This is a genomic window from Rhodococcus sp. IEGM 1370, from assembly GCF_033142325.1.
In the GTDB taxonomy this organism is placed as follows: domain Bacteria; phylum Actinomycetota; class Actinomycetes; order Mycobacteriales; family Mycobacteriaceae; genus Rhodococcoides.
This window is the reverse complement of the sequence record NZ_JAWLRY010000014.1, coordinates 36,615-63,016: the sequence shown is the minus strand read 5'-3', so window position 1 is coordinate 63,016 and position 26,402 is coordinate 36,615. Positions and strand designations below refer to the sequence as shown.

Here is a 26,402-nt window from a genome sequence, read left to right as displayed (position 1 = left end):
CGCCCGCCCACATCTTCGACGCCGCCGCCGTGGGTCACCGCCTGACCTCACCGTGGTGGGGGTTGTGCGTACCCGTGGGGACGCACAACGCGCACGGCGTCAGACCAGCAGCTCGGCGATCTGAATCGTGTTGAGCGCGGCACCCTTACGCAGGTTGTCGCCCGAGACGAACAGGGCCAGTCCGCGTCCTTCGGGGACGCCCGGATCCTGGCGGATGCGGCCGACGAGGGAATCGTCCGCGCCTGCGGCCTGCAAAGGTGTCGGCACGTCGACCAGCGAGACGCCGGGTGCCGATGCCAGCAACTCACGAGCCCGCTCCACCGACAACGGACGATCGAACTCGGCATTGATCGACAGCGAGTGCCCGGTGAACACCGGCACGCGCACGCAGGTGCCGCTCACCAGCAGGTCGGGCAGGCCGAGGATCTTGCGCGATTCGTTGCGCAGCTTCTGGTCCTCGTCGGTTTCGCCGGATCCGTCGTCCACCAACGCACCGGCCAGCGGCAGGACGTTGAAGGCGATGGGCGCGACGTACTTGTTGGGGGCCGGGAAATCCACCGACGAACCGTCGTGCACCAGCTTTTCGACGTCGCCGATGACGGCGCGCGCCTGGGTGGCGAGTTCTTCCACACCGGCGAGTCCGCTGCCGGACACGGCCTGGTAGCTCGAGACGATCAGGCGCTGCAGGCCTGCTTCGTCGTGCAGCACCTTGAGCACCGGCATCGCGGCCATGGTGGTGCAGTTGGGGTTGGCGATGATGCCGCGGGGCGGGTTCTTCGCGTCCTCGGGGTTGACCTCGCTGACCACCAGCGGCACGTCCGAGTCCTTGCGGAACGCCGAGGAGTTGTCGATGACGGTGGCACCTGCTGCGGTGAAACGCGGTGCCTGCTCACGTGAGAGCGTCGCACCCGCAGAGAACAGCGCGATGTCGATTCCGGCGAGGTCTGCGGTGGAGGCGTCCTCGACGACGATCTCCTCGCCGCGGAACGGCAGCTTCTTGCCCGCCGAGCGCGCGGAGGCGAAGAATCGAACGGTGTCGGCGGGGAAGTTACGCTCCTCCAACAGGGTTCGCATGACGGCACCGACCTGACCGGTGGCTCCTACGACTGCAACTGTGGTCATCGTCTATCGTCCTGTTCCTGCGTGTACGACGGCTTCTTCGTCGCCGCCCAGATCGAAGGCGGCGTGCAGCGCGCGTACTGCTTCGTCGAGCTGAGTGTCACTGCACAGCACTGAGATACGGATCTCCGAGGTGCTGATCAGGTCGATGTTGATGCCGGCGTCGGCGAGGGCCTCACAGAACGTCGCGGTGACGCCGGGGTGGCTCTTCATGCCCGCACCGACGAGGGAGACCTTGCCGATGTGGTCGTCGTAGAGCACCTGAGCGAAGCCGATCTCGGCCTGGAGCTTGGTGAGCTTCTCCACTGCCGTCGGGCCGTCGGCCTTGGGACAGGTGAAGGTGATGTCGGTCTTGCCGGTGTCGATCTTGGACACGTTCTGCAACACCATGTCGATGTTGATCTCGGAATCTGCCACGGCGCGAAACACTTTGGCGGCGTAGCCGGGGGTGTCGGGCAGACCGACGACGGTGACCTTCGCCTCGCTGCGATCGTGTGCGACGCCGGTGAGAATTGCTTCTTCCACTGGAATGTCCTCCATAGATCCGGAGACGATCGTTCCGGGTTTCGTGGTGTACGACGAGCGCACGTGAACAGGAACGTTGTAGCGACGCGCGTATTCGACGCAGCGCAGCATGAGCACCTTGGCACCGCAGGCAGCCATCTCCAGCATCTCCTCGAACGAGACGGTGTCGAGGTGCCGGGCGTTGGGCACGATGCGCGGATCGGCGGTGAAGATGCCGTCGACGTCGGTGTAGATCTCGCAGACGTCCGCGTTCAGTGCTGCGGCCAGCGCGACGGCGGTCGTGTCCGATCCACCGCGACCGAGCGTCGTGACGTCCTTGCTGTCCTGGCTGACGCCCTGGAAGCCGGCGACGAGAACGATCGAGCCCTCGTCGAGTGCGCTGCGCACGCGGCCGGGGGTGACGTCGATGATTTTGGCGTTGCCGTGCACGCTGGTGGTGACGACGCCTGCCTGCGAGCCGGTGAACGACCGAGCCTCGGCACCGAGCGAGTGGATGGCCATCGCGACCAGAGCGTTGGAGATGCGCTCTCCCGAGGTCAGCAGCATGTCCATTTCGCGGGCCGGCGGGACCGGGCACACCTGCTGGGCCAGGTCGAGCAGTTCGTCGGTGGTATCGCCCATGGCCGACACGACCACGACGACGTCGTGGCCGGCCTTCTTGGTCTCGACGATTCGTTCAGCGACGCGTCGGATACGTTCGGCGGTCCCCACCGACGATCCACCGTACTTCTGGACGATGAGAGCCACGCGTGTTTACCTCCGCTGGATAGCCGACGATCACGAGAATGTCGGGGAAATGTTCCGGGGTCACCTTACCGATCCGGCACCCCGAGCAGTGGGCCGGGTAGCTCCGAGCTGGGACTTTAGGGCGGTTCGCCTGCGGATACGCCTGACCTAACATGTTCGGGTGACCCTTCCCGAGCACCGCCCACCCCCACCCCCGCGAGGTCTGCGGGTGCTCTTCGGGCTCCCTGCCGTCGGCCGCCGCTGGCCGGGTGGACTGCGCTCGGCTCTGGCATTCGGCATCCCCGCGATCGCGGCGTGGGTTCTCGGGTTCCACACCGAGGCCCTGCTGGTGGTCTCGGGAAGTTTCGCCGTCATCTACGGCGAGGGGCGTCCCTATCGTTCGCGTTGGTGGGTCGTCCTGACCGCGGGCGGCGCACTGGTGGCGTCGGTGTGGCTCGGGGCGACGGCCGGGCAGGTGGCGCTCGATCTCGGGAGCACCGGATGGGCGCAGATGATCCCGGTGACCCTGCTCTCGCTCCTGGCTCTCGTGGCGGTCTACGTCATCGCTGCGCTGCGACTGGGACCGCCGGGTGCGTTCTTCTTCGTGCTGGTGTGCGCGGTGTCGTCGTACATCCCCGGGGCCGGCATCGGCGCCGTTCACGGAGCGGTCTGCGCGGCGATCGGCGTCGCGTCGGCGCTACTGGTGTCGATGTCCGGGGTGCTGTGGGATCCGCGAGGACCCGAGCGCGAGGCCGTCGGAGCAGCGGTGGGCGCGATCGAGAAATACACGAGCTCGCAGACGCCGTCTGCCGCCGATCGTCACGTCGCGGCCGCGCGTCTGCACGCAGCCTGGGCCGCCGTGTACGACGCAGGTGCCGCACGGTTGTCGTCGAGGCCGGTGCTGGTGCAGAGGCTGTTCGACGCCCATCGGGCATTCGCGGCCACTACCTCTCGAAGCATGGATGCCGACCAGGCAGTCGACTCGGTGCCGGATCAGCTGCCGCTCGCGAGGCCGAGCATCGCCTACCGGTTGCGGCGCTCGCTGCACCGGGATTCACACGCATCGTCCACGGCGATCAGGGTCTTCTGCGCGGCAGCGGCGGCAGGCGGGATCAGCGTCGCGCTGGATCTGAGCCGTCCGGACTGGGCGATCCTCGGTGCCGTCCTGGTACTGCAACAGGGTCCCGACCGGGTGCACGGCACGTATCGGGGCCTGCAGCGGCTCGGCGGAACCCTCGCGGGGGTGGCCCTGTTCTCCGCCATCTTCCTCTCGCCGCTGACCGGTCTGGCCGTCATCGTGGTGTTGATGGTGTTGCAGTTCGCGATCGAGGTCTCGGTGGCGCGCAACTACGGGTTGGCCGTCACGTTCATCACGCCGCTCGCCCTGCTGATGGGGACACTGACACATCCGGGAGCTGTCCTGGAGGACATCGTCGTGGACCGGATCGTGGAAACCACGGTGGGCGTCGCTCTGGCCTTCGCTGCGCTGTGGCTGCTGCTTCCCGGGGCGTTCAGGCGCGCATTGCAGTGGTCCGACGGCCGAGTCCTGACGCTCAGCGCCGATCTGCTGACGGTGTTGCGCACCGAGGACGTCGCCGGATCGAGCGCTCTCACCGCCCGGCGCGACGTCCAGTTCGAGCTGGTCGGGTCCGCGTTGGCCGGTGCCGAGGCCGCACACAACGATCGGCGGTGGGCTCATCGGGTGTGGTCGCAGCATGCCGAGGTCGATCGCCTCGGGTACGAACTCCTCGCGCACTGCTGGACGATCACCGACGTCGGACGAATGAATGACATCGGGCACTGGCAACGCAGAGTCGATGCAGCAACTGCAGAATTCCACTCGTCAACCCTGGGGTAGGCGGTCGGCGCGCGGTAGTACACTCAGCCCATGCTGCGAGCTCTCCTTCTTAACAGCCGCGACGGGGTCTGAGACCAGACTGGCTTCCCGTCGCGGGGTTCGTTGCGCCGGTCGAACACATTGCTCTGATCTGTACGGAGAGACGAAGACCATGTCACCAGCCGACGCATTCACCTCGGGAACTCGCACCATCACCCCGCCCTCGCGGCCCGCACCAAGCGACCAGCCCGCCTGGAACACCCAGAAGAACTCCTCGATGCCGACCTACCGTTACCGGCCGTTCGCCGAGGAGGTCGAGCACGTCACCCTTCCCGACCGCACGTGGCCGGACAAGATCATCGATCGCACCCCGCAGTGGTGCGCCGTCGATCTGCGCGACGGCAACCAGGCGCTGATCGATCCGATGAGCCCGGCCCGCAAGCGTCGCATGTTCGACCTGCTGGTTCGCATGGGCTACAAGCAGATCGAGGTCGGCTTCCCGTCGGCCAGCCAGACCGACTTCGACTTCGTCCGCGAGATCATCGAGGACGGCGCGATCCCCGACGACGTCACCATCCAGGTGCTGACGCAGTGCCGTCCCGAGCTGATCGAGCGCACCTTCGTCGCGTGCGAGGGTGCGCGCAGCGTCATCGTGCACTTCTACAACTCGACGTCCATCCTGCAGCGCCGAGTGGTGTTCCGGGCCGAGCGTGACGTCATCAAGAAGATCGCCACCGACGGTGCCCACAAGGTCCTTGAGGAAGCAGCCAAGTTCCCCGATACGGACTGGCGCTACGAGTACTCCCCCGAGTCCTACACCGGCACCGAACTGTCCTACGCCAAAGAGGTGTGCGACGCGGTCACCGCGATCATCGATCCCACGCCCGCCAAGCCGCTGATCCTGAATCTGCCTGCCACCGTCGAGATGGCGACACCCAACGTCTACGCCGACTCGATCGAGTGGATGAGCCGCAACCTCGATCGCCGCGACAGCATCGTGCTGTCACTGCACCCGCACAACGACCGCGGAACCGGTGTTGCCGCAGCAGAACTCGGCTACCAGGCCGGCGCGGACCGCATCGAGGGCTGCCTGTTCGGCAACGGCGAGCGCACCGGCAACGTCTGCCTGGTCACGCTCGGGCTGAACCTGTTCACCCGCGGTGTCGATCCGCAGATCGACTTCTCCAACATCGACGAGGTCCGTCGAACCGTGGAGTACTGCAACCAACTTCCCGTCGCCGAGCGTCACCCCTACGGCGGCGACCTGGTCTACACCGCCTTCTCCGGCAGCCACCAGGACGCGATCAACAAGGGCCTGGATGCGATGAAAGTCACTGCAGACGAACAGGGTTCGGACATCGGAGACGTCACCTGGCAGGTCCCGTATCTGCCCGTCGATCCGAAGGACGTCGGTCGCACCTACGAGGCCGTCATTCGCGTCAACTCGCAGTCCGGCAAGGGCGGCGTCGCGTACATCATGAAGTCCGATCACGGCCTGAACCTGCCGCGTCGACTCCAGATCGAGTTCTCCCAGGCCGTCCAGCGCATCACCGACGGTGAGGGCGGCGAGGTCTCGCCGAAGGAGATGTGGGACGTCTTCGCCGAGGAGTACCTGACCCCGATCCGCCCCCTCGAGCGCATCAAGCAGTCGGTCATCGCGGCCGAGCACGACGGTGGCACCGACACGATCACCGCGACGGTCAAGGTCGACGGCGTGGAGCAGGAGATCTCCGGATCCGGCAACGGCCCCCTCGCCTCGTTCGTCGACGCACTGTCCACCATCGGATACGACGTCAGCGTCCTCGACTACTCCGAGCACGCCATGTCCGCGGGCGACGACGCCCAGGCCGCGGCCTACGTCGAGGCCTCGGTCACCTCACCCGCCGGTGTCGCCACCACCGTCTGGGGCGTCGGCATCGCGACCTCGATCACCACCGCATCACTGCGCGCGGTGGTCTCGGCCGTGAACCGTGCACTGAAATAGGTTCTCTGCTCGACGCGAAAAGCCGCCCATTCATCACGAATGGGCGGCTTTTCGCTGTTTATCGACGCTCAGCTGGTACGCCGCATGCGACAATGAACCTGCCGTCGGGGCACTTTAGGGAATGGAAGTTCGCCATGGATTCTTTCTGGGATTTTCTCTGGCTTCTCATCGTCGGTTTCGCATTCGTGGCTTACCTCATGGTGATGCTGTCGATCATCGGAGACCTCTTCCGAAACCACAAAGCATCCGGGCTCGTGAAAGCCGCGTGGGTGCTCTTCCTCATCATCGCGCCGTTCTTCACCGCGCTGATCTACCTCATCGTGAACGGCGGCAACATGGCCGAGCGTCAGGTTGCCGCCCTGCAGCACGCCAAGGACCAGCAGGAGAACTACATCAAAGAAGTGGCCGGTCGGTCCGCATCGGAGGAGATCGCACACGCAAAGACGTTGCTGGACAACGGAACCATCGATCAGGACGAGTTCAGGACGCTGAAGGCCAAAGCTCTGTCCTGATGTCCGCCTCCGCCCGGAACGCGTCGAGCACGGCAGCGATTGCCGGTAGGCGTCGAGCGTCGGGCCTGGTCGCAAGTTCGTAGATGCGCCCGGCCCGAACGCCCGACAATTCTCGACGCACCAGACCGGGATGCACCACGGCGTACCGCGGCATCAGGGCCACGCCGTGACCTGCCGCCACCAACACCTCGGTGACGCGAAAATCGTTCACTCGCTGGACCACTCGGGGTTCGACGCCGGTGGCCGCGGCTACCGAGAGCAACACGTCGTCGACCGGGAATCCGCCGCGAACACTGATCCACCGTTCGTCGACCAGGTCCCTGAGGTCTATCGATTCGTGTTGCGCCAAACCATGACCGGGCGGGAGCACCAGATCGATCGGCTCGCGCATCAGGGTCGTCACTTCGATGCGCGGGCCTGCGGTCGACGGGGCCCGCTCGTCGCGGTGGGTGAGCACCACGTCGTAGTCGGCCAACAGTTCCGGCACCGAGGATGCAGGCAGGTCCTCGTCGCGTGCCTCGATGTCGACGTCCGAGTTCGCCAACCGCGTCAGTACCCCGGGCAGCAGCAGGGCAGCACCGGACGGGAACAGCGCGACTCGGACGCGTCCCCGCGGGGACGCACGGTACCGATCCATCTCGGCTGTAGCGCGGGCGACCGCAGCGAGCACCTCATCGGTACGCAGCACCAGAGCGCGTCCCGCGTCGGTCAGTCGGAGCCGACGACCGTCCGGTTCGAGGAGCGTCACACCCGCTTCCTTGGCCAGCAGCTTGAGTTGCTGGGATACCGCCGAGGGGGTCGTCGACATCGCGTCGGCCACCGCTGCGACAGTTCCACGGTCGGCGAGTTCCGCAAGAATCCGCAGCCGCTCCACGTTCATGCAGTAAATCTTAACTGTTGATGCGGATATATTCGATTGTGCTGATCATTCGCAGCGGACACGATGGACGCCATGACCACTCGCGACCGCCTCCTCGGATTGACCGTCGCCGTGCTGTGGGGACTGAACTTCCTCGCCATACGCGTCGGACTCGATCATTTTCCGCCGTTCTTCTTCGGCGCGTTGCGCTTCCTGGTGATCGCCATCCCGGTCGTCTTGTTCGTCCCCAGGCCGAAAGTGCCGCTGAAGTGGTTGCTGCTCTACGGCTTCGGGTTCGGATTTCTGCAGTTCGCATTCCTGTTCGCGGCGATGGCAGCAGGCATGCCCACCGGATTGGCGTCACTCGTGCTGCAGTCGTCCGCCCCGTTCACCGTTGTGCTCGGCGCTGTTCTGCTGCGCGAACACGTCTCTCGCAGACAGGCGATCGGCATCGCGGTCGCCGTCCTCGGCATGGTCCTGATCGGATGGGACCGCGCTCAGAACGCCTTCCTGCTTCCGGTGATCCTCACCCTCCTCGCCGGCCTCGGCTGGGCGTTCGGCAATCTGGGAAACCGACTCGCCAAGTCCGATTCGCCGATGACGCTGATGCTGTGGATGACCGTCGTTCCGCCGCTGCCGATGCTGGCGCTGTCAGCGATCTTCGAGGGCCCGAGCACCGGCTGGCATGCGCTGACGGAGTCGTTCGGTCCGCAAGGCTGGCCAGGGTTGGTCGCGTTGGCCTACATCGTGATTCCCGCCACCATCATCGGCAGCGGTCTCTGGAGCATCCTGATGAGCCGCAACCCCGCCGGACTGGTCGCGCCGTTCTCACTGCTGGTTCCCGTTGTCGGAATCGCCGGTGCCTGGATATTCCTGGGCGAGAACCCGTCCGTGCTCGCACTGATCGGTGGCGTCGTCGTGATCGGCGGATGCCTCGGCGGCATGGCCGTGCGAAGGTCGGTCGAAGTTCGGGAGAAAGCACCGGTGTGAGAGGCGGGAGTGGAGCCTGCGGAACGACCCGGGGGTAGCGGGAGTGGAGCCTGCGGAATGACCCAATAGGGCGGGAGTGGAGCCTGCGGAACGACCCGGGGGTAGCGGGAGTGGAGCCTGCGGAATTGACCGAGGGGTAGAAGCCGCCGACGTGAAACTGCACGCTCTTCTGTGCCAGACTCGGCGGATGGTTGAAGTGGGTGAGCGCAGACGTATCGGTGCACGTGGCCGTGTGGCACTGCGCGCGGCGGAGCTGGCGACCTGGGCGTCTCGCAAAGCGGGTCGAGGTAAGGGATCGATGATCGGCGGACTCGTCGCCCTCAAGATCGATCCGAACATCCTCGGCGGGCTCGGTCGCGGACGACGCACCGTCATCGTCACCGGCACCAACGGCAAGTCCACCACCACGCGTATGACGGCCGCTGCCCTGGCCACCCTGGGCGATGTCGCCACCCAGGCCGACGGCGCGAACATGGATGCCGGCATCGTCGCGGCCCTGCACGCTCACTTCGATGCCGAACTGGCTGCTCTCGAGGTCGACGAGCTGCACGTCCCCCATGTCTCCGACGAGGTGGAACCGGCGGCCATCGTGTTGCTCAACCTCAGTCGCGATCAGCTCGACCGCGTGGGCGAGATCAACATGATCGAACGCAAACTGCGCGCCGGACTGGCCCGGCATCCCGAGACCGTCGTCATCGCCAACTGCGACGACGTCCTCGTCACCTCGGCAGCATTCGACGCACCGAACGTCGTCTGGGTCGCAGCCGGCGGTGGATGGGCTGGTGATTCGGTCAGCTGCCCGCGCACGGGTGAGCCCATCCTGTGGGAGGGCGAGCACTGGTACAGCACCGGCAGCGACTTCAAGCGCCCGACGCCCGATTGGTGGCTCGACGACGAGAATCTCTACGGGCCCGACGGACTCGTCCTGCCGATGACGTTGTCGCTGCCAGGAAAAGCCAACCGCGGCAACGCAGCTCAGGCCGTGGCCGCCGCAGTGACCCTCGGCGCGGGCGCGGAAGATGCCGTCGCCGCCGCGTCGAGCGTCGACGAAGTCGCAGGACGCTACTCCACCATCCAGTACGGATCCCATTCCGTCCGAATGCTTCTCGCGAAGAACCCTGCCGGCTGGCAGGAGGCGCTGTCGATGATCGACCCCACCTGCGACGGCCTCGTCATCGCCGTCAACGGGCAGGTACCCGACGGCGAAGACCTGTCGTGGTTGTGGGACGTCCGCTTCGAGCATTTCGAGAACGTCGCCGTCGTCGCCGCGGGCGAACGTGCAACCGACCTCGGAGTTCGCCTGCTGTACGCGGGTTCGCAGCACACCACCATCGCAGATCCGTTGCAGGCCATCGCGTCCTGTCCGCCGGGGCGCGTCGAAGTGCTCGCCAACTACACTGCGTTCCGCGACCTCGGGCGCGCGCTGGCACGTGAGGTGAAAAATGTCTGAGTCCACCGTCCGCATCGGCCTGGTCCTGCCCGACGTGATGGGCACGTACGGCGACAACGGCAACGCGCTCATTCTGCGGCAGCGGCTTCGGATGCGAGACATCGACGCCGAGGTCGTGCAGATCACCCTCAGCGATCCGGTTCCCGATTCACTGGACGTGTACACCCTTGGCGGAGCGGAGGATTCGGCGCAGCGCCTGGCGACGCGTCACCTCACCCGATACCCCGGACTACAGAACGCCGCTGCCCGCGGAGCGCCCGTGCTCGCCATCTGCGCCGCGATCCAGGTCCTCGGCCACTGGTACGAGACCTCCGCAGGCGAACGCGTCGACGGCATCTCGCTCTTCGACGTCACCACCGCACCGCAAACCACGCGCTCGATCGGTGAAGTCGTCACCGAACCCGCGCTCGAAGGACTCACTCAGAAGCTCACCGGTTTCGAGAACCACCGCGGTGGAACGACTCTCGGCCTGGATGCGTCGCCGTTGGCCAAGGTCACCCACGGTGTCGGCAACGGTGTCGGCGACGGACGCGAAGGCGTCGTGCAGGGTTCGGTGATCGGCACGTACATGCACGGCCCGGTGCTCGCCCGGAACCCGGAATTGGCGGACTATCTGCTGGAGCGGGCATTGGGCACCACTCTCGCTCCGCTCGAGTTGCCCGAGGTTACGCAACTCCGTAAGGAGCGGCTGCGCCGCACGTGAACGAAAACTCGTAGCCCACTACGAACTTCCACTCACAAGGCGCAACGGTCACACGGATACGACGCGTCGGTCCAACCCTCTCTGACCAGCACCTCGCGGACCTCGCGGTACACACCGCACGGGTCGTCGGCCACTTCGTGCCAGCCGTACATCAACCGCGGCAGGTTCCTCAGCTCCGCGGCATTGTCACGTCTGCGATCGCGAAATCGCCGCTGCTTGGCAGAGTGGAAGGCCTGGCCGTCCAGCCTGACGATGAGGTCGCAGATCTGGTAGCGAATGTCCTCGAAAAGCTGTCGGCCGTCAACGAATACCGGGGCCTGCCGCTGCCCGACCGGCAGACCGTGTGCCTGCTCGACGTCGAGTACGTAACGGTATTCGAGTGCAGAATGGACTCCGTCGCGCATGAGAGCCAGCGTGTGCAGAATCGGTTTGAGGTAGCGCATCGGTCGCCGGACTTCGACCTTGCTCGTCATGGCCGCGACGTTCACGCCACCCGAAGACATCGCCGAGACCAATGTGATCGTCGCTTGCCTCGACGTCGGCTCTGCGACAACGAGATCGAGGACCGTATCGACAGCGCTCGTTCGCGCCGGATTCGTCTCGACACTGATGTGTCCCATGGCTCGGGAACGGTGGACGACAACGCCGGGATGGATTTGTTCGTTGCTTTCCGAGGTGAAGTTCTGCTTGGCGTGTCTCATCGTCGGCGGCTTGCTGGTGGCCGAGCATCCGTAGGGAACGGTGACGTGAACCGGGCCTGCCCCAGGCCGAACCCACCCCCATTCCTCCGCGGCGGTGGTGTGACTGAGCAGCGCTCCCCGCCCTGCGTACAGCAGCGCCGCAGACAATTGCATCTCACGAGTCAGCGGCCCATTGGTCAACGAGACGACGCCACGAAACACTTTCAGCCATTGCCCGGTTTCCACGTAGTGGTTGATCGAATCCTTGCCGACGCCGAACGCATGCATCTGTTTCGTGGTGATGATTCCGTGCTGCTCGTCCAATAATCGCTGCCAGGTACCCGCTGGTCTTGTCCTCATGGCCCTCAGGATGGCCGGTTTCCAGCGCCCACGTCAGAATCTATCCACAGGCTGTGCATAACCTCGGGTCGTGAGTGGAAACTCGACCCCTGCTACGAGGTTTCGTGCACGTGCGGCGAAGCCGCTCTACATGCGCCGACGCCCCGTCAACGCGCGGCCCAGCGTCAACTCGTCGGCGAATTCGAGGTCTCCGCCCATCGGCAGGCCGGAGGCGAGGCGGGTAATGGCCAGGCCGGGGAAGTCACGCATCATGCGCACCAGATACGTGGCAGTGGCTTCGCCCTCGGTGTTGGGGTCGGTGGCGATGATGACTTCGGTGACGTCGACGCCGTCGTCCTGAGTTCCCACACGAGTCAACAACTCTCGGATGCGGAGCTGATCCGGCCCCACTCCGTTCAGTGGATCGAGTGCCCCACCGAGCACGTGGTAGCGGCCCTTGAACTCTCGCGTACGTTCCACGGCCTGAACATCTTTGGGTTCTTCGACGACGCAGATCATGGATCTGTCACGACGCGAGTCCGCGCAGATTCGACACAGTTCCTTGTCCGAGACCGTGCCGCAGACGATGCAGAACTGCACACCGTCGCGAATGCGCTGCAGCGCGCGCATGAGCCGATCCACCTCGGGAGGTTCGACGCCCAGGAGGTGAAAAGCTATGCGCTGAGCGCTCTTCGGACCGACCCCGGGAAACTTGCCTAGTTCGTCGATCAGATCCTGAACCGGACCTTCGTACACCGCCTAGAACCCGGGCAGGCCGGGCATGCCACCGAGACCACCAGCGAGGGGGCCCATCTTCTCGCTCGCGACGGCCTGAGCCGCGCGAGACGCATCGGCGATCGCGCCGATCACCAGGTCCTGCAACGTCTCGACGTCGCTCGGGTCGACGACCTTTGGGTCGATGGTCAGTCCGACCACCTCACCGGTTCCCTTGACGGTGGCGACCACGAGGCCACCGCCCGCCTGGCCGGTCACTTCGGTTTCCGCGATCTCGGCCTGCGCCGCCATCAGCTGCTGCTGCATCTGCTGGGCTTGCTGCAGGATCGATGCCATGTCGGGCTGTTCACCGGGTTGCACTGTGTCGTCCTCTCGCGTGGGTCGAAGCGATCCCCAGCGTAGTCGCACGAAGGTTCGCGGACGCCGCGCCACACAGCTGAGGATGCGTCACAACTGAGGCGCGTACCATCCTCGGATGCACGAACCGACGAACCCCGAGGGTCGCTCCCCTCGCAAGCGTCGGGTGACGCCTCAGACCATGGCCGAGGCGGGTATTGCGCTGACGCTGCCGAAGGTGTCGGTGAAGTCGGTGGCCGAAAGCCTGGGCGTGTCGATCGTCGCGATCTACAACAACATCGACGATCTCGGTTCCCTCAAGGCGCTCGTGGCGGAGGAGATTTTGCGCCGATGGTCGCCTCCGCTTCCCGGTGACGACGAATCGATGCACGACGCGTTGCTGACACTCGCTTCCGCGATGCGCGAGCTGGTTCACTCCAACCCGGGCATCGCGGAGTATCTGATCGGCCTGACTCCCAGCTCGATCGACGCCATCCGTATGGCCGACTCGGTGCAGACGCGCTATCGAACTCGATACGACCTCACTCCGAAGCAGGCGACGTGGGCTGTCATCACTGTCTGCGAGCATGCGCTGACCTTGGCCGAGATGGTCTACAACTCTGCTCGACGCGATCGTGAGTACGACGACGCGATCGCGGCGCGCACCGACCTCGATACATTGCCGGGGGCCTACGACACGGTCGACCGTGGACCCGACGGGATGTTCCTGTGGTCGATGCGCACCGTGGTCGTCGGAACACTCGAGCTCATCAAGGCCCCCGACTTCGAGCAGGCTTAGATCAACTCGCGGCGCAGGTTCTCCAGCGTCGCGGCCTGGATCTTCTTCAGTCCCAGCGGTGCGAAGGTCTTCTCGAAGAATCCGCCGATGCCGCCTGCACCCTTCCACTCCGTCGTCGTGGTGACCGTAGTGCCCGCGCCGTCCGGGGCGACCGACCAGGTGGTGACCATGGAGGAATTGGCGTCGCGTTCGGTGATGGTCGATCCGGCGACGGTGACGGTCGCGGCGACGTTGCGCACTCGCTTCTCGGTGGCCTGCAGGGTCCATGTGGCCACGGTTCCGTCTCCTTGCCCGCCCTGGACCACCTCGTAGTCGCGGTACTGCTCGGGGAGGATGCGTGGGCGCACCGTCTCGTAGTCGGCGAGCGCAGCGAGCACTCGATCCGGTGTGGTGGCGATGGTGGCGGAACTGGATGCACTGACCTGAGCCACGGAAACGTTCTCCTTCGATAGCGAACGGGATGTGCGTCCATACTGCCTCGCCGCGCACGCGCGGCAGGCATCCCGCCGGACCGTGTGTGATGTGCTTCACACACATATTTCTCATCCCGCAAAACACATGCATGACGCAACCATTTGTCCGATTTACTCCGATTCTCCGCGGAGATTCGGCAACAGTTGCGTGAAGTTTCACCGGTCGGACGCCGATGCCGGTGGATACCACGCGGTACGAGATATAGCGTCTGAGTGTGGCTTCAGTGAATGCTCTTCTCGGACGACGGCCAGAACCGAGGGAGAGCGGTTACGCAGCGCACCGGTCGGGTGTCGAGCAGCTGCTTCGCAGCTATCGCGCAATTCCCGCCGATGCAACGGTGCGTCTGGCGAAGAAGACGTCCAACCTGTTCCGGGCCAGGACGACCACCACCACACCGGGGCTCGACGTGTCGGGCCTGAGCAAGGTCATCACCGTCGATCCCGCCTCGCGCACAGCAGATGTCGCCGGAATGTGCACCTACGAGGACCTGGTCGACGCGACGCTTCCCTACGGCCTGGCACCCCTCGTCGTCCCGCAGCTCAAGACGATCACCCTCGGCGGAGCCGTCACCGGACTCGGCATCGAGTCCACGTCGTTTCGTAGCGGACTCCCCCACGAATCGGTGCTCGAGATCGATGTCCTCACCGGCAGCGGCGAGATCGTCACCGCAACACCCGAGGGCGAACACGCAGATCTCTACTGGGGCTTTCCCAACTCGTACGGAACCCTCGGCTACTCCACTCGGCTGAAGATCCAGCTCGAACCCGTGTTGCCGTATGTCGCGTTGCGCCACCTGCGATTTCACGATCTCGCAACCCTGCAGTCCACGATGGACAGAATCGTCGCGCAGCGCGAGTACGACGGCATCGAGGTCCAGTACCTCGACGGTGTGGTCTTCAGCGCCGACGAAAGCTACCTCACCCTCGGCGTCCAGACCGACGAACCGGGCCCGGTCAGCGACTACACCGGTGCCGACATCTTCTACCGATCGATCCAGCACGCATCGGACACACCCAAGACCGACCGCCTCACCATTCACGACTACCTGTGGCGCTGGGACACCGATTGGTTCTGGTGTTCCCGCGCATTCGGAACACAGAACCCGAGAATCCGACGCTTCTGGCCGCGCAAGTACCGGCGCAGTAGTTTCTACTGGAAACTGATCGGCCTCGATCGTAAGTACGACATCGGCGATCGACTCGAGAAACGCAAAGGAAATCCGCCGCGCGAACGCGTCGTGCAGGATGTCGAGGTTCCGATCGAGCACACCGCAGGCTTCGTCGCGTGGTTCCTCGACAACATCCCGATCGAGCCGTTGTGGTTGTGCCCGTTGCGTCTTCGTGAGCCCGCAGCACCGGGCGCAAATCCGGCCAGGCCGTGGCCGCTGTACCCACTCGAACCCAAACGCACCTACGTCAACATCGGCTTCTGGTCTTCGGTCCCGATCGTTGCAGGCGAACCAGAGGGTGCCGCGAACCGCGCCATCGAGAAGAAGGTCACCGAGTTCGACGGGCATAAATCGCTGTACTCGGACGCTTATTACACCGAACATGAATTCGCCGTTCTGTACGGCGGCGATCGATACGAAGTGTTGAAGAAGAAATACGATCCCGAATCCCGATTGTTGGATTTGTACTCGAAGGCGGTGCAACGCAGATGACGACGTTCAAGGACTCCGGCAATCGCACGGTGAACGGTGCCCAGAAGCTCAAGATCTCCGAGATTCTCGAACTGATCTCCGACGGCAACATCCCACTGCGCTTCACCGCCTACGACGGCAGCACCGCAGGACCCGAGGACGCGAGAATCGGCCTCAACCTCAAGAGCCCCCGCGGAACCACCTATCTCGCAACCGCTCCCGGCGATCTCGGCATGGCGCGCGCGTACGTCTCGGGCGATCTCGAAGCAACGGGAGTCCATCCGGGCGACCCCTACGAGCTGCTGGCGCTGATGGGCGACGAGCTGCACTTCCGTCGCCCCTCGGCGATGACGCTGACATCGATCGCCCGTTCGCTCGGCTGGGATGTGTTGCGGCCCATCGCTCCCCCACCCCAGGAAGCGATTCCGCGGTGGCGTCGCATCGCAGAAGGTCTGCGCCACTCCAAGACTCGCGATGCCGAAGCGATCCACCATCACTACGACGTGTCCAATGCCTTCTACGAGAAGGTGCTCGGCCCCTCCATGACGTACACCTGCGCGGCGTTCGAGAGCGCCGATCAGTCGCTGGAAGCCGCACAGGAGAACAAGTATCGCTTGGTGTTCGACAAGCTCGGCCTGCAACCGGGTGATCGCCTGCTCGACATCGGCTGCGGTTGGGGCTCGATGGTGCGCTACGCCGCCCGCCGCGGAGTGAAGGTGATCGGTGTGACGCTCTCCCAGGAGCAGGCGTCGTGGGCACAGCAGGCCATCGCCGACGAGGGCCTGTCAGAGTTGGCCGAGGTGCGCTTCTCGGACTATCGCGACGTGCCCGAGACCAACTTCGACGCCATCTCCTCCATCGGGCTGACCGAGCACATCGGCGTACACAACTACCCGTCGTACTTCACGTTCATCCAGTCCAAGCTGCGCGACGGCGGCCGGCTCCTCAACCACTCGATCACCCGGCCGGACAATCGCGCACACGCCAAGGCCGGCAGCTTCATCGACCGGTACGTCTTTCCCGACGGCGAACTCACCGGCTCGGGCCGCATCATCACCGAGATCCAGGACGTCGGACTCGAGGTTCGTCACGAGGAGAACCTGCGCGAGCACTACGCCTTGACGCTGGCCGGATGGTGCCGGAACCTCGTCGAGAACTGGGATGCCTGCGTCGCCGAAGCCGGTGAGGGAACAGCCCGCGTCTGGGGCCTGTACATGGCCGGGTCCCGGCTCGGCTTCGAGCGCAATGTGGTTCAGCTGCACCAGGTTCTGGCCGTCAAGCTCGGACCGAAGGGACAGGCCGACGTTCCTCTGCGGCCCTGGTGGAACGGCTGACCCTTGTGAGCGGAAACTCGACCCCTGCTACGAGGTTCCGCGCACATGGGAGCGTCAGCGACCCGTTCCCCGCAGGATGACCCGCGCGGTCTCGGTCGGCTGATCCCAGTGCGGGAAGTGTCCGCATTTGTCGAACCAGTGCAGGGTGGCGTCGGGGAATCGCTCCAACGCCACTGTGGCCTGGCTGGGCGTGGTGACCTTGTCCTGACGGCCCCAGCCGATGAGCAGCGAGCCCTGCAGGGAACCTTTCGGGGAACCCTGTTGCTTCGGCCCGTGGATCAGCGCCTTGCGTGCGGCGTCGAGCGAAGGCGATGTCTTGGAGGAGAAACCCTTCAGCTCCTGCTCGACCAGCCCACTCGGAAGTTTCCAGGGCGCAGCCGAGAACTGCGCCAGTGCAGCAGTTCTGGTGACCGGGTTGCCGGCCAGGAACGGTACCAGCGGCTGCACGTTCTTCATCAGCGCCAACGATGCGGTGATCGTGGCCCCGAAGATCTTGACCTGCCGGTCGTTCCAGAACCCGCCGGGATCGAGCGCCACCATGGATCCGCGGTGACCGCGGCGGGCCAGCTCGACGACCATTCGCGCACCCATCGAACTTCCGACGAGATCGGCGTCGGACAGCCCCTCGCTGTCGAGAAATTCCCGCAACGCGTCGGTCAACGTCGCGATGGAGACCTCGGCCAGGGGCGGAGTCTGCCCGAACCCGGGTAGGTCGAGGGCGATGACCTCTCGGTGCTTGGCGAGGGCGGGCACGATGGGGTCCCAGTTGCGGTGCGAGGAACCGAGACCGTGGACGAGGACCAGGGGCTTTCCGGTGCCGGTTCTGACGTTGTACATACCCCGCGTTGTACCCCGAGCGCGCCGATCTACACCTTCGGGCTGTAGTGCGACGGGTCCGTGCGGCGTTCCACCGGCGGCAGATTGCGGGCCGGCGTATGGACCAGCGGTGACGTCGGGTCGATCCGGCCCCGAGCACGGTCCCATCCGGCGCGGCCTCGCGGGTGCAGTCGCCGTCGAGGCGGAACCAACCCGAACACGAGGTTCACTGCCTTGCCGAACAGCGCCAGGCGCTTCTCGTCCTGGGCAGACCAGCTGTAGCCCAGGAGTCGGCGTACCGGCTCGTCGTAGAGCCCGACGGTGATCCAGACGAACAACTTCGCCACCGGACGCCGGAACACGGCCCAGATCGGCTCGGGCAGCCAGGCCGCATACGGCGGTGGTCCCAGCTTCGACAGGTCCAACACCCCGCGGGCGGCTATGTTGTCCTCCAACACGTGTCGGCACATGTGATCCCAGTACTGCTGGAACTCCGGCCAGGTGGCAGGCACCGACCGCATGCTCATGCCGTAGAGGCGATACCACTGCACGTGCTCGTCGAACAGCTGCACCTTCTGAGCCTCGGTCAGCCCGCCCATGAAGTGGTCTGCAGTGAGCACCGTGCCCATGAAGAAGGTGGCGTGCGCCCAGTAGAACGTGTCGGGATCGAACGCGTGGTACTTGCGGCCCTTGGAGTCGATTCCCTTGATGTTCGTGTGATAGCCGCGGACCTGCAGTGCGGTCTCCTCGGCCCGATCGCCGTCGAACACGACCCCACCGATGGGGTACAGGGACCGGTACAGGCGCTGCCAGCGCTCGTCGAAGAACGTGGAGTGTTGCTCGACCCCGGCTCCGAGCCCTGGGTGCATGTTCTGCATCGACCCTGCCCAGACGCCCTGCAGCATCCCGCGCCAGTCGCCGAAGTATTTCCAGGTGAGCGAATCGGGACCGAGCGGGACGGGTCGATCGGGCTGACTACGCATGTTGTCAGACTAGGGTTGACAACATGCGTAGTCAACAGTTGGAGGAACGCAGATCCAAGCGCTACGACGCGTTGCTCGCGGCCGGGGTCGAGCTCCTCGGCTCGCCGGACGGTCCGGCCGTCAACGTGCGGGCCGTCTGCCGTACCGCCGGCCTGACCGAGCGGTACTTCTACGAGAGCTTCGCCGACCGCGACGCCTTCGTCCGCGCGGTGTATGCGTGGGTGGGCACCAGAGCACAGGGCGCCTTGCTCGACGCCGTGATGCAGGCGAGCACTGCCGAGGACACCATCGCCGCGCCGGTACGCGCATTCGTCGAACTCATCATCGACGAGCCGCGAACCGGACGGGTGCTGCTCATCGCGCCGTTGGCCGAACCGGCACTGAGCCGACGCGGCCTCGATCTCCTGCCTGGCTTCGTCGAACTGGTGCACTCCCAACTGCCCGCCACCGAAGACAGACAGCTGATCGCCGTCGGAACAGTCGGGGCGTTGACGGCCCTGTTCATCGGCTATCTCGACGGCACGCTCACCGTCACCCGCGAAGCCCTCGTGGCGCACTGCATTCGGCTGATTTCCGAGGCCTCCGTGCGAGGATGACACCACCTCTAACCGAAGGAGTTCTTCATGTCCGATCTCGACCAGTCGTTCGCCGACGCGCAGGTAGACGTCAAGAAGCTCACGTCCAAGCCGAGCAACGACGACCTACTGAGCCTGTACTCGCTCTACAAGCAGGGTTCGATCGGTGACGCGTCGGGTAAGCGGCCAGGACGACTGGACATGGTGAACCGAGCGAAGTTCGATGCCTGGGCGAAGCTCGAAGGTACGAGCCAGGATTCGGCGAAGCAGCAGTACGTGGATCTGGTGACCAAGCTCCTCGCCGGCTGAGCCAACGGCTATGGTCGAGTGCGGGGGTAACGCAACGAAGGGACCCGCATGAGACGCACCGACAGCGACGTCGACGAGGCCGAGCTCGACATCGAAAAGCCGAAGACCCACGCGGCAGGCCCCGTCGCCGTCGCAGTGTCGATGAAGCGAGCGCTCGGGCACATGGGCCCGAAGCGCACCGCGCAGACGCTGCTCAAGCTCAACCAGGCCGAGGGTTTCGACTGCATGAGCTGCGCGTGGCCCGACCCCGATCCGGGCCACCGGCACGCAGCGGAATTCTGCGAGAACGGCGCGAAGGCCGTTGCCGAGGAAGCGACGACGACGCGGGCGACGCCGGAGTTCTTCGCGCAGCACAGCATTGCCGAACTCGACAGCCACACCGAACACTGGCTGGGCCAGCAGGGCCGGATCACGCACCCGATGATCAAGCTGCCCGGCGGCAGCCATTACGAGCCCATTGAGTGGGACGACGCATTCCGCCTGATCGGCGATGAGCTGAAGTCCCTCGCGAGTCCCGATGAGGCCATCTTCTACACCTCGGGTCGCGCCTCGAACGAGTCCGCATTCACCTATCAGCTCTTCGCCCGGGCGTTCGGCACGAACAACATGCCCGACTGTTCCAACATGTGTCACGAGTCGACGTCCATCGCGCTGCAGGAATCGATCGGCATCGGCAAGGCCAGCGTCACGCTCGACGACGTCCACAATGCCGAACTGATCATCCTCGCCGGTCAGAATCCCGGAACCAATCACCCCCGCATGCTCTCGGCCCTCGAGATGGCCAAGCAGAACGGCGCAAAGATTCTGTCCATCAACCCACTTCGCGAAGCGGGTCTGCTGAACTTCAAGAACCCGCAGACCCCGCGGGGCATGGTGGGCCCGGGAACGGACCTGTCGGATCTGCACCTGTCGATCAAGATCAACGGCGACCTCGCACTCTTCCAGGCCATCGGCTCGTTGCTGGTGAAGTGGGATGCACTCGATCACGAGTTCCTCGACAACTACACCGTCGGCTTCGACGCATGGAAGTCGCACGTCGCCGAGGTCGACTGGGATCTCGTCACCGAGGTGACCGGACTGTCGGTAGCACAGATCACCGAGGCAGCCGAGATGTTGCGCGACTCCAAGGCCACCGTGTTCTGCTGGGCCATGGGTCTGACGCAGCACCGCAATGCCGTCGCGACCATCAAGGAGGTCACCAATCTCGCGTTCGCACAGGGAAATATCGGCCGGGCAGGTGCAGGGCTGCTCCCCGTGCGCGGCCACTCGAACGTGCAGGGCGACCGGACGATGGGCATCTGGGAGCGTCCGCCGGTGGCCTTCCTCGACGCCATGGCTGCGGAATTCGACTTCGAGCCGCCGCGCGAGCACGGCTTGGACACCGTCGATTCCATCCGGGCCATGCGCGACGGTAAGGCGCACTTCTTCCTCGGCCTCGGCGGCAACTTCGTCCAGGCGACTCCGGACAGTGACGTCACCTTCGAGGCACTGCGCAAGATGCGGATGACGGTGCAGATCTCCACCAAGATCAACCGCTCGCACCTCGTCTGCGGCGAGACGTCGATCATCCTGCCGACTCTGGGACGCACCGAGAAGGACGTGCAAGCCAGTGGTGAGCAATGGATCTCGGTCGAGGACTCCACGTGCTCGGTGCATTCCTCGCGCGGACCGTTGAAGCCCGCGAGCGAGTTCCTTCGTTCCGAGGTCGCGATCGTCAGCGGCATCGCCGAGGCGACACTCGGCAACCGATACGGTCTCGACTGGAAGGGTTTCCGCGACGACTACCGCAACATCCGCAAGCACATCTCCCGCGTCGTCGCCGGTTGCGAGGGTTACGAGGTCAATGTTCGACGCCCCGGCGGCTTCGTGCTTCCGCATCCGCCGCGCGACAGCCGGACGTTCGAAACCAAGAGCGGCCTGGGCGAATTCGCGGTCTCACCGATCGATGTGCTGCAGGTTCCGCCGGGCCATCTGATCCTGCAGACGCTGCGTAGCCACGATCAGTTCAACACCACCATCTACGGACTCAGCGACCGTTACCGCGGCATCGAGAACGGCCGACGCGTCGTCTTCGTGCACCGAGAGGACATTTCGGCGCTCGGCTTCCGCGACGGCGACATGGTCGACCTCGTCACCAAGTGGGACGACGACGACGTGGATCGGTGCGCGCCGTCGTTCCGCATCGTCGAGTACGACACCCCGCGTGGGTCGGCCGCTGCGTACTATCCCGAGACCAATCCGTTGATCCCGCTGGATTCGACTGCGCTGCACAGCAACACCCCCACCTCGAAGTCGGTCATCATCGCGATGGTTCCGGCGGGAACAGGCGTGCAGGGTACGGCGAACGGTCATCAGGACAACGAGGGATCGGACGAGGGGCACAAGTCGCACCCGCAGCCGCATCATCTGAGCTGAGGCTCGTACTAGACCAGTGCTCGCCCCGAGCGCATCCGACGCTCGACATCGCGGAGCAGGATGTTGAACGGAAATGCGCGCACGACGGGCGGCGATATCCGGTTCAGCAGGGACGCGCTGCGCAGCAACAGCGCAAACCGTCTCTGCTTGACCGGGTCCCAGGCCAATTCCATCTCGTCCCGGAATCGCTGGGGTAAGAATCCGGTCGTCACGAAGCGGAAGAACGGCCCGATCAGCGGATGCAGTACAGCCGGCTTGGTGAACGTGGCCGAGGCGATGCCGTGCAGGTAGCGCCGAATCGTCGGGTCGATGTGAATGTCGTCGAGCGCTGCGTCCCAGTACTTCTCGAACGCTGCTCGATCTGCGGGCCACATCTCGGGTGGCATCTGAAGCGTCGAGCCCAGTACGTGGCATGCCTGGTACATCTCGTCCACGGTGTCCGGATCGGGTGGCCCGTACAAGGCGACGTACACATCCTCGAGACCTCGGTAGAGGCACGCCGCCACCCACAGCTGCAGGGTGGGATCGAAGGCGCTGTACTTCACCGGACTGTCCGGCGTCGACTTCACGGCTGCATGAGATCGGTTGGTCGCCTTGCGGTATGCGGCCTTGGTCTTGTCATCGCCCATACCCGCGACGGCGAGATAGGACAACGTGGTTCGGGTGCGCTTGATCGGGTGCCGGTTGATCTGTCCGGATTCGACCCGGCTCTCGAACACTCCGTACCCGACGGCCGGGTGCCCCAGTTGCATGATGACGTTCGCCGAGCCGGCGAGCAGCCCCAGCCCGGTCATGGACTTGCGCAGAAAATCCGGATCGCCGGTCACGACGGCGTCGATTCCGCGCCGATGTCCCACTGCCGGAACTGTCGACGCATCACGTCGTCGGCGGCCTCGACATCGCGTCGCGCAAAGGCCTCGATCAGTTCTTCGTGACTGCGCACTGCATCTTCACCCCATCGCTTGTCGGTCGCGTACAACCGCGGCGTGTATCTGACCGCACCGAGGAGGAACCACGCCAACTTGGTTCCGCCTGCGATCTTGTTCACGAATCGGTGGAACTCGAACTCGTAGTACTCAACCGATTCGGTATCCGAGCGGGCCACGGCGTCACGGAGACCGTCGTTGAGTGCGGTCAGCCGATCCAGATACTCGGTTGTGATGCTGCGAGCGGCCCGACCGGCGAGTGTGCCGGCGATGGTCCCCTGCAGCCAGAAGATGTCGTCCACATCCTGGCGCGAGAGCTCACCGACGCGGTAGCCGCGTCGAGGCACCTGCTCGACGAGCCCTTCCCCGCGCAGCGAAACGAGTGCTTCGCGCACCGGAGTGGCACTGACGCCCAACTCCGCCGCCGTCTCGTCGATTCGCACGAATGCCCCTGGCTCGAGCGCACCCGTGACGATCTGCTGGCGAATACTGGCGGCGACATCCTCCGCGAGCTGTGGTCGACGACGCAACACGATGACCTACAGCCCGTACGTCTTGCCGATGATGTCGCGCTGAATCTCGTTGGTACCGCCGTAGATCGAGGACACGAGAGTCGTCCGGACATGCTTTTCCATGTCGAACTCGGTGGCGTAGCCGTAGCCACCCATCATCTGCATGCCTTCGAGCGCCACCTTCTTGGCGGTCTCGGTGAGCTTGAGCTTGGCCATCGATGCCTCGCGCGGGAAGAGTTTCGTCGGGTTCTCGTCGACCAACCGAGCCACGTGGTAGACCAGCAGTCGTCCGCACTCGATCTCGGTGGCCAGATCGGCGATGCGATGCCGCAGTGCCTGGAACGTTCCGACGGGCCGTCCGAATTGCTTTCGCTGGGTGATGAAGTCGAGTGTGTCGTCGAATGCTCGTTGCGCCGTACCGAGCATCATCGCCGCGAGAATGAGGCGCTCGATGTTCAGACCGGTCATCAGCTGAGACCACCCCTGCCCTTCCACCCCGACCACCGCGTCCTCGGGCAGCGCGCAGTCGGTGAAGTACAAATCGTTGACTTCCTTGCCGCCCATCGTGTCGATGCCGACGATGTTCAGGCCCTCGACATCGGCCGGAACGTCGAACATCGTCAGGCCTTCGTGCTTCCCACCCTCCCTGCCTCCCTGGGTCGCTCCGCCGGCTCCGCTCCTGCCGGTGCGGGCAACGAGCAGGATCCGATCGGCGAAGTGCGCGTTGGAACACCAGGTCTTCTGGCCGTTGATCAGCCAGCCGGTGTCGGTCTTCTCGGCGCGGCAGCTGAGGTTGCCGACGTCCGAGCCTGCCTCGGGCTCGGACATCGAGATCGAATAGCTCCGCCCGGCGACGATGCCGCCGAGAACGGTCTCCTTCTGTGTGGGTGTGCCGAATTTCTCGTAGGCCGCGCCGGTGATCAGGGTGGGTCCGATGCCGCCGATGGGAGCCATGGCCTTGGCAGATTCTTCGAGCAGAATGCACAGGTCGACGGTGCTGCCGCCCGCCCCACCGTGCTCCTCGGAAATGATTGCACCCAACCACCCCAGCTCGGCCATCTTGTCGTAGAGCGCCTGATTGTGGGTGTGCTTCCCGTGCTCGGTGAGCGCGTCCCGCTGGGCGCGGGTACCGGCTTCCTTGGCGCAGAAGGACGCGACAGCCTGGGCGAACGCGGCCTGTTCCTGGGTGAGATCGATACTCATGAATCGGCTCCTGCACATCGAGGCGGCGGGGGTTGTAGCAACCGAATCGGACGCATAGTGTGTCCTGGACAACATTGAATCACATCAAATATATGTGATGCGATCTGCTGGAGGATAGAGCCCGTGACGGACCAGATCGAACGAACGAACGAGAGCACCTTCGAAAGCCTCGACCCCAGAACAGGTGTCGCACTCGCCACGTATCCGATCGCGGGCACCGCAGAGGTCGACGTCGCCGTCGCTCGCGCCCGGTCGGCCGCGCGCTGGTGGGACGTACAGGGCTTCGTCGGACGCAAACGGTGGTTGCTCGAATTCAAGTCCGCCATCGCCAAGGACGCCGCAAGCCTCGCTACCGTCATCGCCGCCGAAACCGGCAAGCCGGACGAGGACTCTCTGCTCGAGGTCATGCTCGGCGTCGAACACCTCGACTGGGCGGCCCGCAACGCCGAGAAGATCCTGCGGCAGCGCAAGGTCGGATCGGGCCTGCTCGCGGTGAATCAGAAGGCCTACGTCGGGTACCGCCCGTTCGGTGTCGTCGGAGTGATCGGCCCCTGGAACTACCCGCTCTACACACCGATGGGTTCGATCGCGTACGCCCTCGCGGCAGGCAACACCGTCGTGTTCAAACCGAGCGAACTGACGCCTGGCGTCGGGACCTGGTTGGCCGAGAAGTGGCAGTCGCTTGCCGCTCCGCACCCGGTGTTCCAGACGATCACCGGCGACGGATCCACCGGCACCACCCTCGTCGAATCCGGTGTCGACAAGATCGCGTTCACCGGCTCCACCGCCACGGCCAAGAAGGTCATGGCCACCTGCGCGAAGTCGCTGACCCCACTCGTCGCCGAGTGCGGCGGCAAGGACGCGATGCTCGTCGACGCAGACGCGGACATCACTGCCGCAGTGGAATTCGCGACGTTCGGTGCGATGGGCAACGCAGGCCAGACCTGCGCGGGCGTCGAACGCATCTACGTCGCGGCTCCGGTGTACGACCGCTTCGTCGGCGAGTTCACCGCCGCGGTGAAGGCGCTGAAGCCCGGCGGAACGAAGACCTCGTCCTACGGTCCGATGACGCTGGGCAAGCAGAGCGACATCGTGCGCGGCCAGATCGAGGACGCTCTGGCCAAGGGCGGCAAGGCGGTCGTCGGCGGACTCGACTCGTTGCACGGTCCGTACATCGACCCGGTGGTTCTCACCGACGTACCCGAGGATTCGACTGCGATCACCGAGGAGACCTTCGGTCCGACCGTGGTGGTCAACAAGGTGCGCGATCTGGACGAGGCCATCGAACGCGCCAACGCGTCCAAGTACGGACTCGGCGCATCGGTGTTCACCCAGGACGGAGCGGTGGGCAGACGCGCCGCCGAGAAGCTCGATTGCGGTGTCGTGACGGTCAATTCGGTGCTCGGCTTCGCCGGTGTTCCGGCGCTGCCGTTCGGCGGCACGGGCGACTCGGGATTCGGCCGCATCCACGGTGCCGACGGCCTCCGTGAATTCAGCACCGTGAAATCGTTGACCGTGCAGAGTTTTGCAGCTCCGGTCAATCTGCTGACGATGAAGCGCAAAGCGCGAAACATGAAGCTGTCCGTGCTGGCGCTGAAGCTTCGTCACGGACGGGGCTGAAC

Annotated in this window: 25 protein-coding genes; 13 read left to right on the top strand and 12 right to left on the bottom strand. The window is 64.9% G+C overall.

Annotation, left to right across the window (positions count from 1 at the left end; translation table 11 throughout):
* Window positions 1–99: 99 nt before the first annotated feature.
* Entirely contained in the window at window positions 100–1,122 is a 1,023-nt protein-coding gene (locus R4P47_RS17145; protein WP_317785281.1) for an aspartate-semialdehyde dehydrogenase, read from the bottom strand.
* A 3-nt stretch (window positions 1,123–1,125) separates the two neighbouring features.
* The gene (locus tag R4P47_RS17140; protein WP_317785280.1) at window positions 1,126–2,391 is read right to left on the bottom strand and encodes an aspartate kinase; all 1,266 of its coding nucleotides are present in this window, start codon (window positions 2,389–2,391) and stop codon (window positions 1,126–1,128) included.
* 160 nt (window positions 2,392–2,551) lie between these two features.
* On the opposite strand from R4P47_RS17140, the gene R4P47_RS17135 reads away from it, so the two are divergent.
* The 3 genes from R4P47_RS17135 (at window position 2,552) to R4P47_RS17125 (ending at window position 6,703) form a co-directional block, all read left to right on the top strand.
* The gene (locus R4P47_RS17135) at window positions 2,552–4,228 is read left to right on the top strand and encodes an FUSC family protein (protein WP_317785279.1); all 1,677 of its coding nucleotides are present in this window, start codon (window positions 2,552–2,554) and stop codon (window positions 4,226–4,228) included.
* Between the two features lie 151 nt (window positions 4,229–4,379).
* Window positions 4,380–6,191, top strand: coding sequence for a 2-isopropylmalate synthase (gene leuA / locus R4P47_RS17130; protein ID WP_317785278.1), 1,812 nt, complete (start codon window positions 4,380–4,382; stop codon window positions 6,189–6,191).
* A 134-nt stretch (window positions 6,192–6,325) separates the two neighbouring features.
* Window positions 6,326–6,703 (top strand): SHOCT domain-containing protein, encoded by a 378-nt coding sequence (locus R4P47_RS17125; RefSeq protein ID WP_094638721.1) that lies wholly within the window; start codon window positions 6,326–6,328, stop codon window positions 6,701–6,703.
* On the opposite strand, the gene R4P47_RS17120 is transcribed toward R4P47_RS17125, so the two are convergent.
* Window positions 6,672–7,583, bottom strand: coding sequence for a LysR family transcriptional regulator (locus R4P47_RS17120; protein ID WP_317785277.1), 912 nt, complete (start codon window positions 7,581–7,583; stop codon window positions 6,672–6,674). The genes R4P47_RS17125 and R4P47_RS17120 overlap by 32 nt on opposite strands.
* Window positions 7,584–7,655: 72 nt before the next feature.
* Between R4P47_RS17120 and R4P47_RS17115 the strand changes: the two genes are divergently transcribed.
* The 3 genes from R4P47_RS17115 (at window position 7,656) to R4P47_RS17105 (ending at window position 10,705) form a co-directional block, all read left to right on the top strand.
* Window positions 7,656–8,552 (top strand): EamA family transporter, encoded by an 897-nt coding sequence (locus R4P47_RS17115; protein WP_317785276.1) that lies wholly within the window; start codon window positions 7,656–7,658, stop codon window positions 8,550–8,552.
* A gap of 187 nt (window positions 8,553–8,739) precedes the next feature.
* A complete protein-coding gene (locus R4P47_RS17110) occupies window positions 8,740–10,002 on the top strand; it encodes a Mur ligase family protein (RefSeq protein WP_317785275.1) in 1,263 nt (420 codons plus the stop codon).
* The gene (locus tag R4P47_RS17105) at window positions 9,995–10,705 is read left to right on the top strand and encodes a glutamine amidotransferase (protein WP_317785274.1); all 711 of its coding nucleotides are present in this window, start codon (window positions 9,995–9,997) and stop codon (window positions 10,703–10,705) included. The genes R4P47_RS17110 and R4P47_RS17105 overlap by 8 nt, the downstream gene beginning before the upstream one ends.
* 32 nt (window positions 10,706–10,737) lie before the next feature.
* Here the strand turns inward: R4P47_RS17105 and R4P47_RS17100 are convergent, their stop codons facing one another.
* From R4P47_RS17100 to R4P47_RS17090, 3 genes are all read right to left on the bottom strand, one after another.
* A complete protein-coding gene (locus R4P47_RS17100; RefSeq protein WP_317549063.1) occupies window positions 10,738–11,745 on the bottom strand; it encodes a type IV toxin-antitoxin system AbiEi family antitoxin domain-containing protein in 1,008 nt (335 codons plus the stop codon).
* A 126-nt stretch (window positions 11,746–11,871) separates the two neighbouring features.
* The gene (gene recR / locus R4P47_RS17095) at window positions 11,872–12,480 is read right to left on the bottom strand and encodes a recombination mediator RecR (protein ID WP_032379989.1); all 609 of its coding nucleotides are present in this window, start codon (window positions 12,478–12,480) and stop codon (window positions 11,872–11,874) included.
* A gap of 3 nt (window positions 12,481–12,483) precedes the next feature.
* A complete protein-coding gene (locus R4P47_RS17090; protein ID WP_094638725.1) occupies window positions 12,484–12,819 on the bottom strand; it encodes a YbaB/EbfC family nucleoid-associated protein in 336 nt (111 codons plus the stop codon).
* Between the two features lie 115 nt (window positions 12,820–12,934).
* On the opposite strand from R4P47_RS17090, the gene R4P47_RS17085 reads away from it, so the two are divergent.
* The gene (locus tag R4P47_RS17085; RefSeq protein ID WP_317785273.1) at window positions 12,935–13,594 is read left to right on the top strand and encodes a hypothetical protein; all 660 of its coding nucleotides are present in this window, start codon (window positions 12,935–12,937) and stop codon (window positions 13,592–13,594) included.
* Here the strand turns inward: R4P47_RS17085 and R4P47_RS17080 are convergent.
* Window positions 13,591–14,025: an SRPBCC family protein gene (locus R4P47_RS17080; RefSeq protein ID WP_068050479.1), complete on the bottom strand. Its 435-nt coding sequence runs from the start codon at window positions 14,023–14,025 to the stop codon at window positions 13,591–13,593. The two genes, R4P47_RS17085 and R4P47_RS17080, sit on opposite strands and share 4 nt — an antisense overlap.
* Before the next feature lie 257 nt (window positions 14,026–14,282).
* On the opposite strand from R4P47_RS17080, the gene R4P47_RS17075 reads away from it, so the two are divergent.
* Both R4P47_RS17075 and R4P47_RS17070 read left to right on the top strand, forming a co-directional pair.
* Complete coding sequence (locus tag R4P47_RS17075) at window positions 14,283–15,728, top strand: FAD-binding oxidoreductase (RefSeq protein ID WP_317785272.1); 1,446 nt, start codon at window positions 14,283–14,285, stop codon at window positions 15,726–15,728.
* A complete protein-coding gene (locus tag R4P47_RS17070; protein WP_094638728.1) occupies window positions 15,725–17,041 on the top strand; it encodes a class I SAM-dependent methyltransferase in 1,317 nt (438 codons plus the stop codon). Before R4P47_RS17075 ends, R4P47_RS17070 begins: the two co-directional genes overlap by 4 nt.
* Before the next feature lie 54 nt (window positions 17,042–17,095).
* Here the strand turns inward: R4P47_RS17070 and R4P47_RS17065 are convergent, their stop codons facing one another.
* Together R4P47_RS17065 and R4P47_RS17060 are read right to left on the bottom strand one after the other, a co-directional pair.
* Complete coding sequence (locus R4P47_RS17065; protein WP_300519867.1) at window positions 17,096–17,878, bottom strand: alpha/beta fold hydrolase; 783 nt, start codon at window positions 17,876–17,878, stop codon at window positions 17,096–17,098.
* Between the two features lie 29 nt (window positions 17,879–17,907).
* Window positions 17,908–18,840, bottom strand: coding sequence for an oxygenase MpaB family protein (locus tag R4P47_RS17060; protein ID WP_317785271.1), 933 nt, complete (start codon window positions 18,838–18,840; stop codon window positions 17,908–17,910).
* 23 nt (window positions 18,841–18,863) lie between these two features.
* On the opposite strand from R4P47_RS17060, the gene R4P47_RS17055 reads away from it, so the two are divergent.
* Genes R4P47_RS17055 through R4P47_RS17045 form a run of 3 tightly spaced genes read left to right on the top strand, consistent with a single transcriptional unit; the run spans window position 18,864 to window position 22,139 of the window.
* A complete protein-coding gene (locus tag R4P47_RS17055) occupies window positions 18,864–19,436 on the top strand; it encodes a TetR/AcrR family transcriptional regulator (protein ID WP_317549060.1) in 573 nt (190 codons plus the stop codon).
* A 27-nt stretch (window positions 19,437–19,463) separates the two neighbouring features.
* Entirely contained in the window at window positions 19,464–19,724 is a 261-nt protein-coding gene (locus R4P47_RS17050) for an acyl-CoA-binding protein (protein ID WP_032379982.1), read from the top strand.
* A gap of 48 nt (window positions 19,725–19,772) precedes the next feature.
* On the top strand, window positions 19,773–22,139 hold the full coding sequence (locus tag R4P47_RS17045) for an FdhF/YdeP family oxidoreductase (protein WP_317785270.1): 2,367 nt from the start codon (window positions 19,773–19,775) through the stop codon (window positions 22,137–22,139).
* Between the two features lie 8 nt (window positions 22,140–22,147).
* Here the strand turns inward: R4P47_RS17045 and R4P47_RS17040 are convergent, their stop codons facing one another.
* Genes R4P47_RS17040 through R4P47_RS17030 form a run of 3 tightly spaced genes read right to left on the bottom strand, consistent with a single transcriptional unit; the run spans window position 22,148 to window position 24,780 of the window.
* Window positions 22,148–22,933, bottom strand: a complete 786-nt coding sequence (locus R4P47_RS17040) for an oxygenase MpaB family protein (protein WP_411567350.1) — start codon at window positions 22,931–22,933, stop codon at window positions 22,148–22,150.
* A 29-nt stretch (window positions 22,934–22,962) separates the two neighbouring features.
* Window positions 22,963–23,598, bottom strand: a complete 636-nt coding sequence (locus R4P47_RS17035; RefSeq protein ID WP_411567346.1) for a GntR family transcriptional regulator — start codon at window positions 23,596–23,598, stop codon at window positions 22,963–22,965.
* A gap of 6 nt (window positions 23,599–23,604) precedes the next feature.
* On the bottom strand, window positions 23,605–24,780 hold the full coding sequence (locus R4P47_RS17030) for an acyl-CoA dehydrogenase family protein (protein WP_317785267.1): 1,176 nt from the start codon (window positions 24,778–24,780) through the stop codon (window positions 23,605–23,607).
* Window positions 24,781–24,882: 102 nt separating this feature from the next.
* Between R4P47_RS17030 and R4P47_RS17025 the strand changes: the two genes are divergently transcribed.
* Window positions 24,883–26,400, top strand: a complete 1,518-nt coding sequence (locus R4P47_RS17025) for an aldehyde dehydrogenase family protein (protein WP_411567349.1) — start codon at window positions 24,883–24,885, stop codon at window positions 26,398–26,400.
* Window positions 26,401–26,402: the final 2 nt, after the last annotated feature.

Coding starts and splice junctions, on each gene's coding strand:
- R4P47_RS17145 (WP_317785281.1), bottom strand. CDS start 1,122: ATGACCACAGTTGCAGTCGTAGGAGCCACCGGTCAGGTCGGTGCCGTC.
- leuA (WP_317785278.1), top strand. CDS start 4,380: ATGTCACCAGCCGACGCATTCACCTCGGGAACTCGCACCATCACCCCG.
- R4P47_RS17125 (WP_094638721.1), top strand. CDS start 6,326: ATGGATTCTTTCTGGGATTTTCTCTGGCTTCTCATCGTCGGTTTCGCA.
- R4P47_RS17120 (WP_317785277.1), bottom strand. CDS start 7,583: ATGAACGTGGAGCGGCTGCGGATTCTTGCGGAACTCGCCGACCGTGGA.
- R4P47_RS17115 (WP_317785276.1), top strand. CDS start 7,656: ATGACCACTCGCGACCGCCTCCTCGGATTGACCGTCGCCGTGCTGTGG.
- R4P47_RS17110 (WP_317785275.1), top strand. CDS start 8,740: ATGGTTGAAGTGGGTGAGCGCAGACGTATCGGTGCACGTGGCCGTGTG.
- R4P47_RS17105 (WP_317785274.1), top strand. CDS start 9,995: ATGTCTGAGTCCACCGTCCGCATCGGCCTGGTCCTGCCCGACGTGATG.
- R4P47_RS17100 (WP_317549063.1), bottom strand. CDS start 11,745: ATGAGGACAAGACCAGCGGGTACCTGGCAGCGATTATTGGACGAGCAG.
- R4P47_RS17085 (WP_317785273.1), top strand. CDS start 12,935: ATGCACGAACCGACGAACCCCGAGGGTCGCTCCCCTCGCAAGCGTCGG.
- R4P47_RS17070 (WP_094638728.1), top strand. CDS start 15,725: ATGACGACGTTCAAGGACTCCGGCAATCGCACGGTGAACGGTGCCCAG.
- R4P47_RS17065 (WP_300519867.1), bottom strand. CDS start 17,878: ATGTACAACGTCAGAACCGGCACCGGAAAGCCCCTGGTCCTCGTCCAC.
- R4P47_RS17060 (WP_317785271.1), bottom strand. CDS start 18,840: ATGCGTAGTCAGCCCGATCGACCCGTCCCGCTCGGTCCCGATTCGCTC.
- R4P47_RS17055 (WP_317549060.1), top strand. CDS start 18,864: ATGCGTAGTCAACAGTTGGAGGAACGCAGATCCAAGCGCTACGACGCG.
- R4P47_RS17050 (WP_032379982.1), top strand. CDS start 19,464: ATGTCCGATCTCGACCAGTCGTTCGCCGACGCGCAGGTAGACGTCAAG.
- R4P47_RS17045 (WP_317785270.1), top strand. CDS start 19,773: ATGAGACGCACCGACAGCGACGTCGACGAGGCCGAGCTCGACATCGAA.
- R4P47_RS17040 (WP_411567350.1), bottom strand. CDS start 22,933: ATGACCGGGCTGGGGCTGCTCGCCGGCTCGGCGAACGTCATCATGCAA.
- R4P47_RS17030 (WP_317785267.1), bottom strand. CDS start 24,780: ATGAGTATCGATCTCACCCAGGAACAGGCCGCGTTCGCCCAGGCTGTC.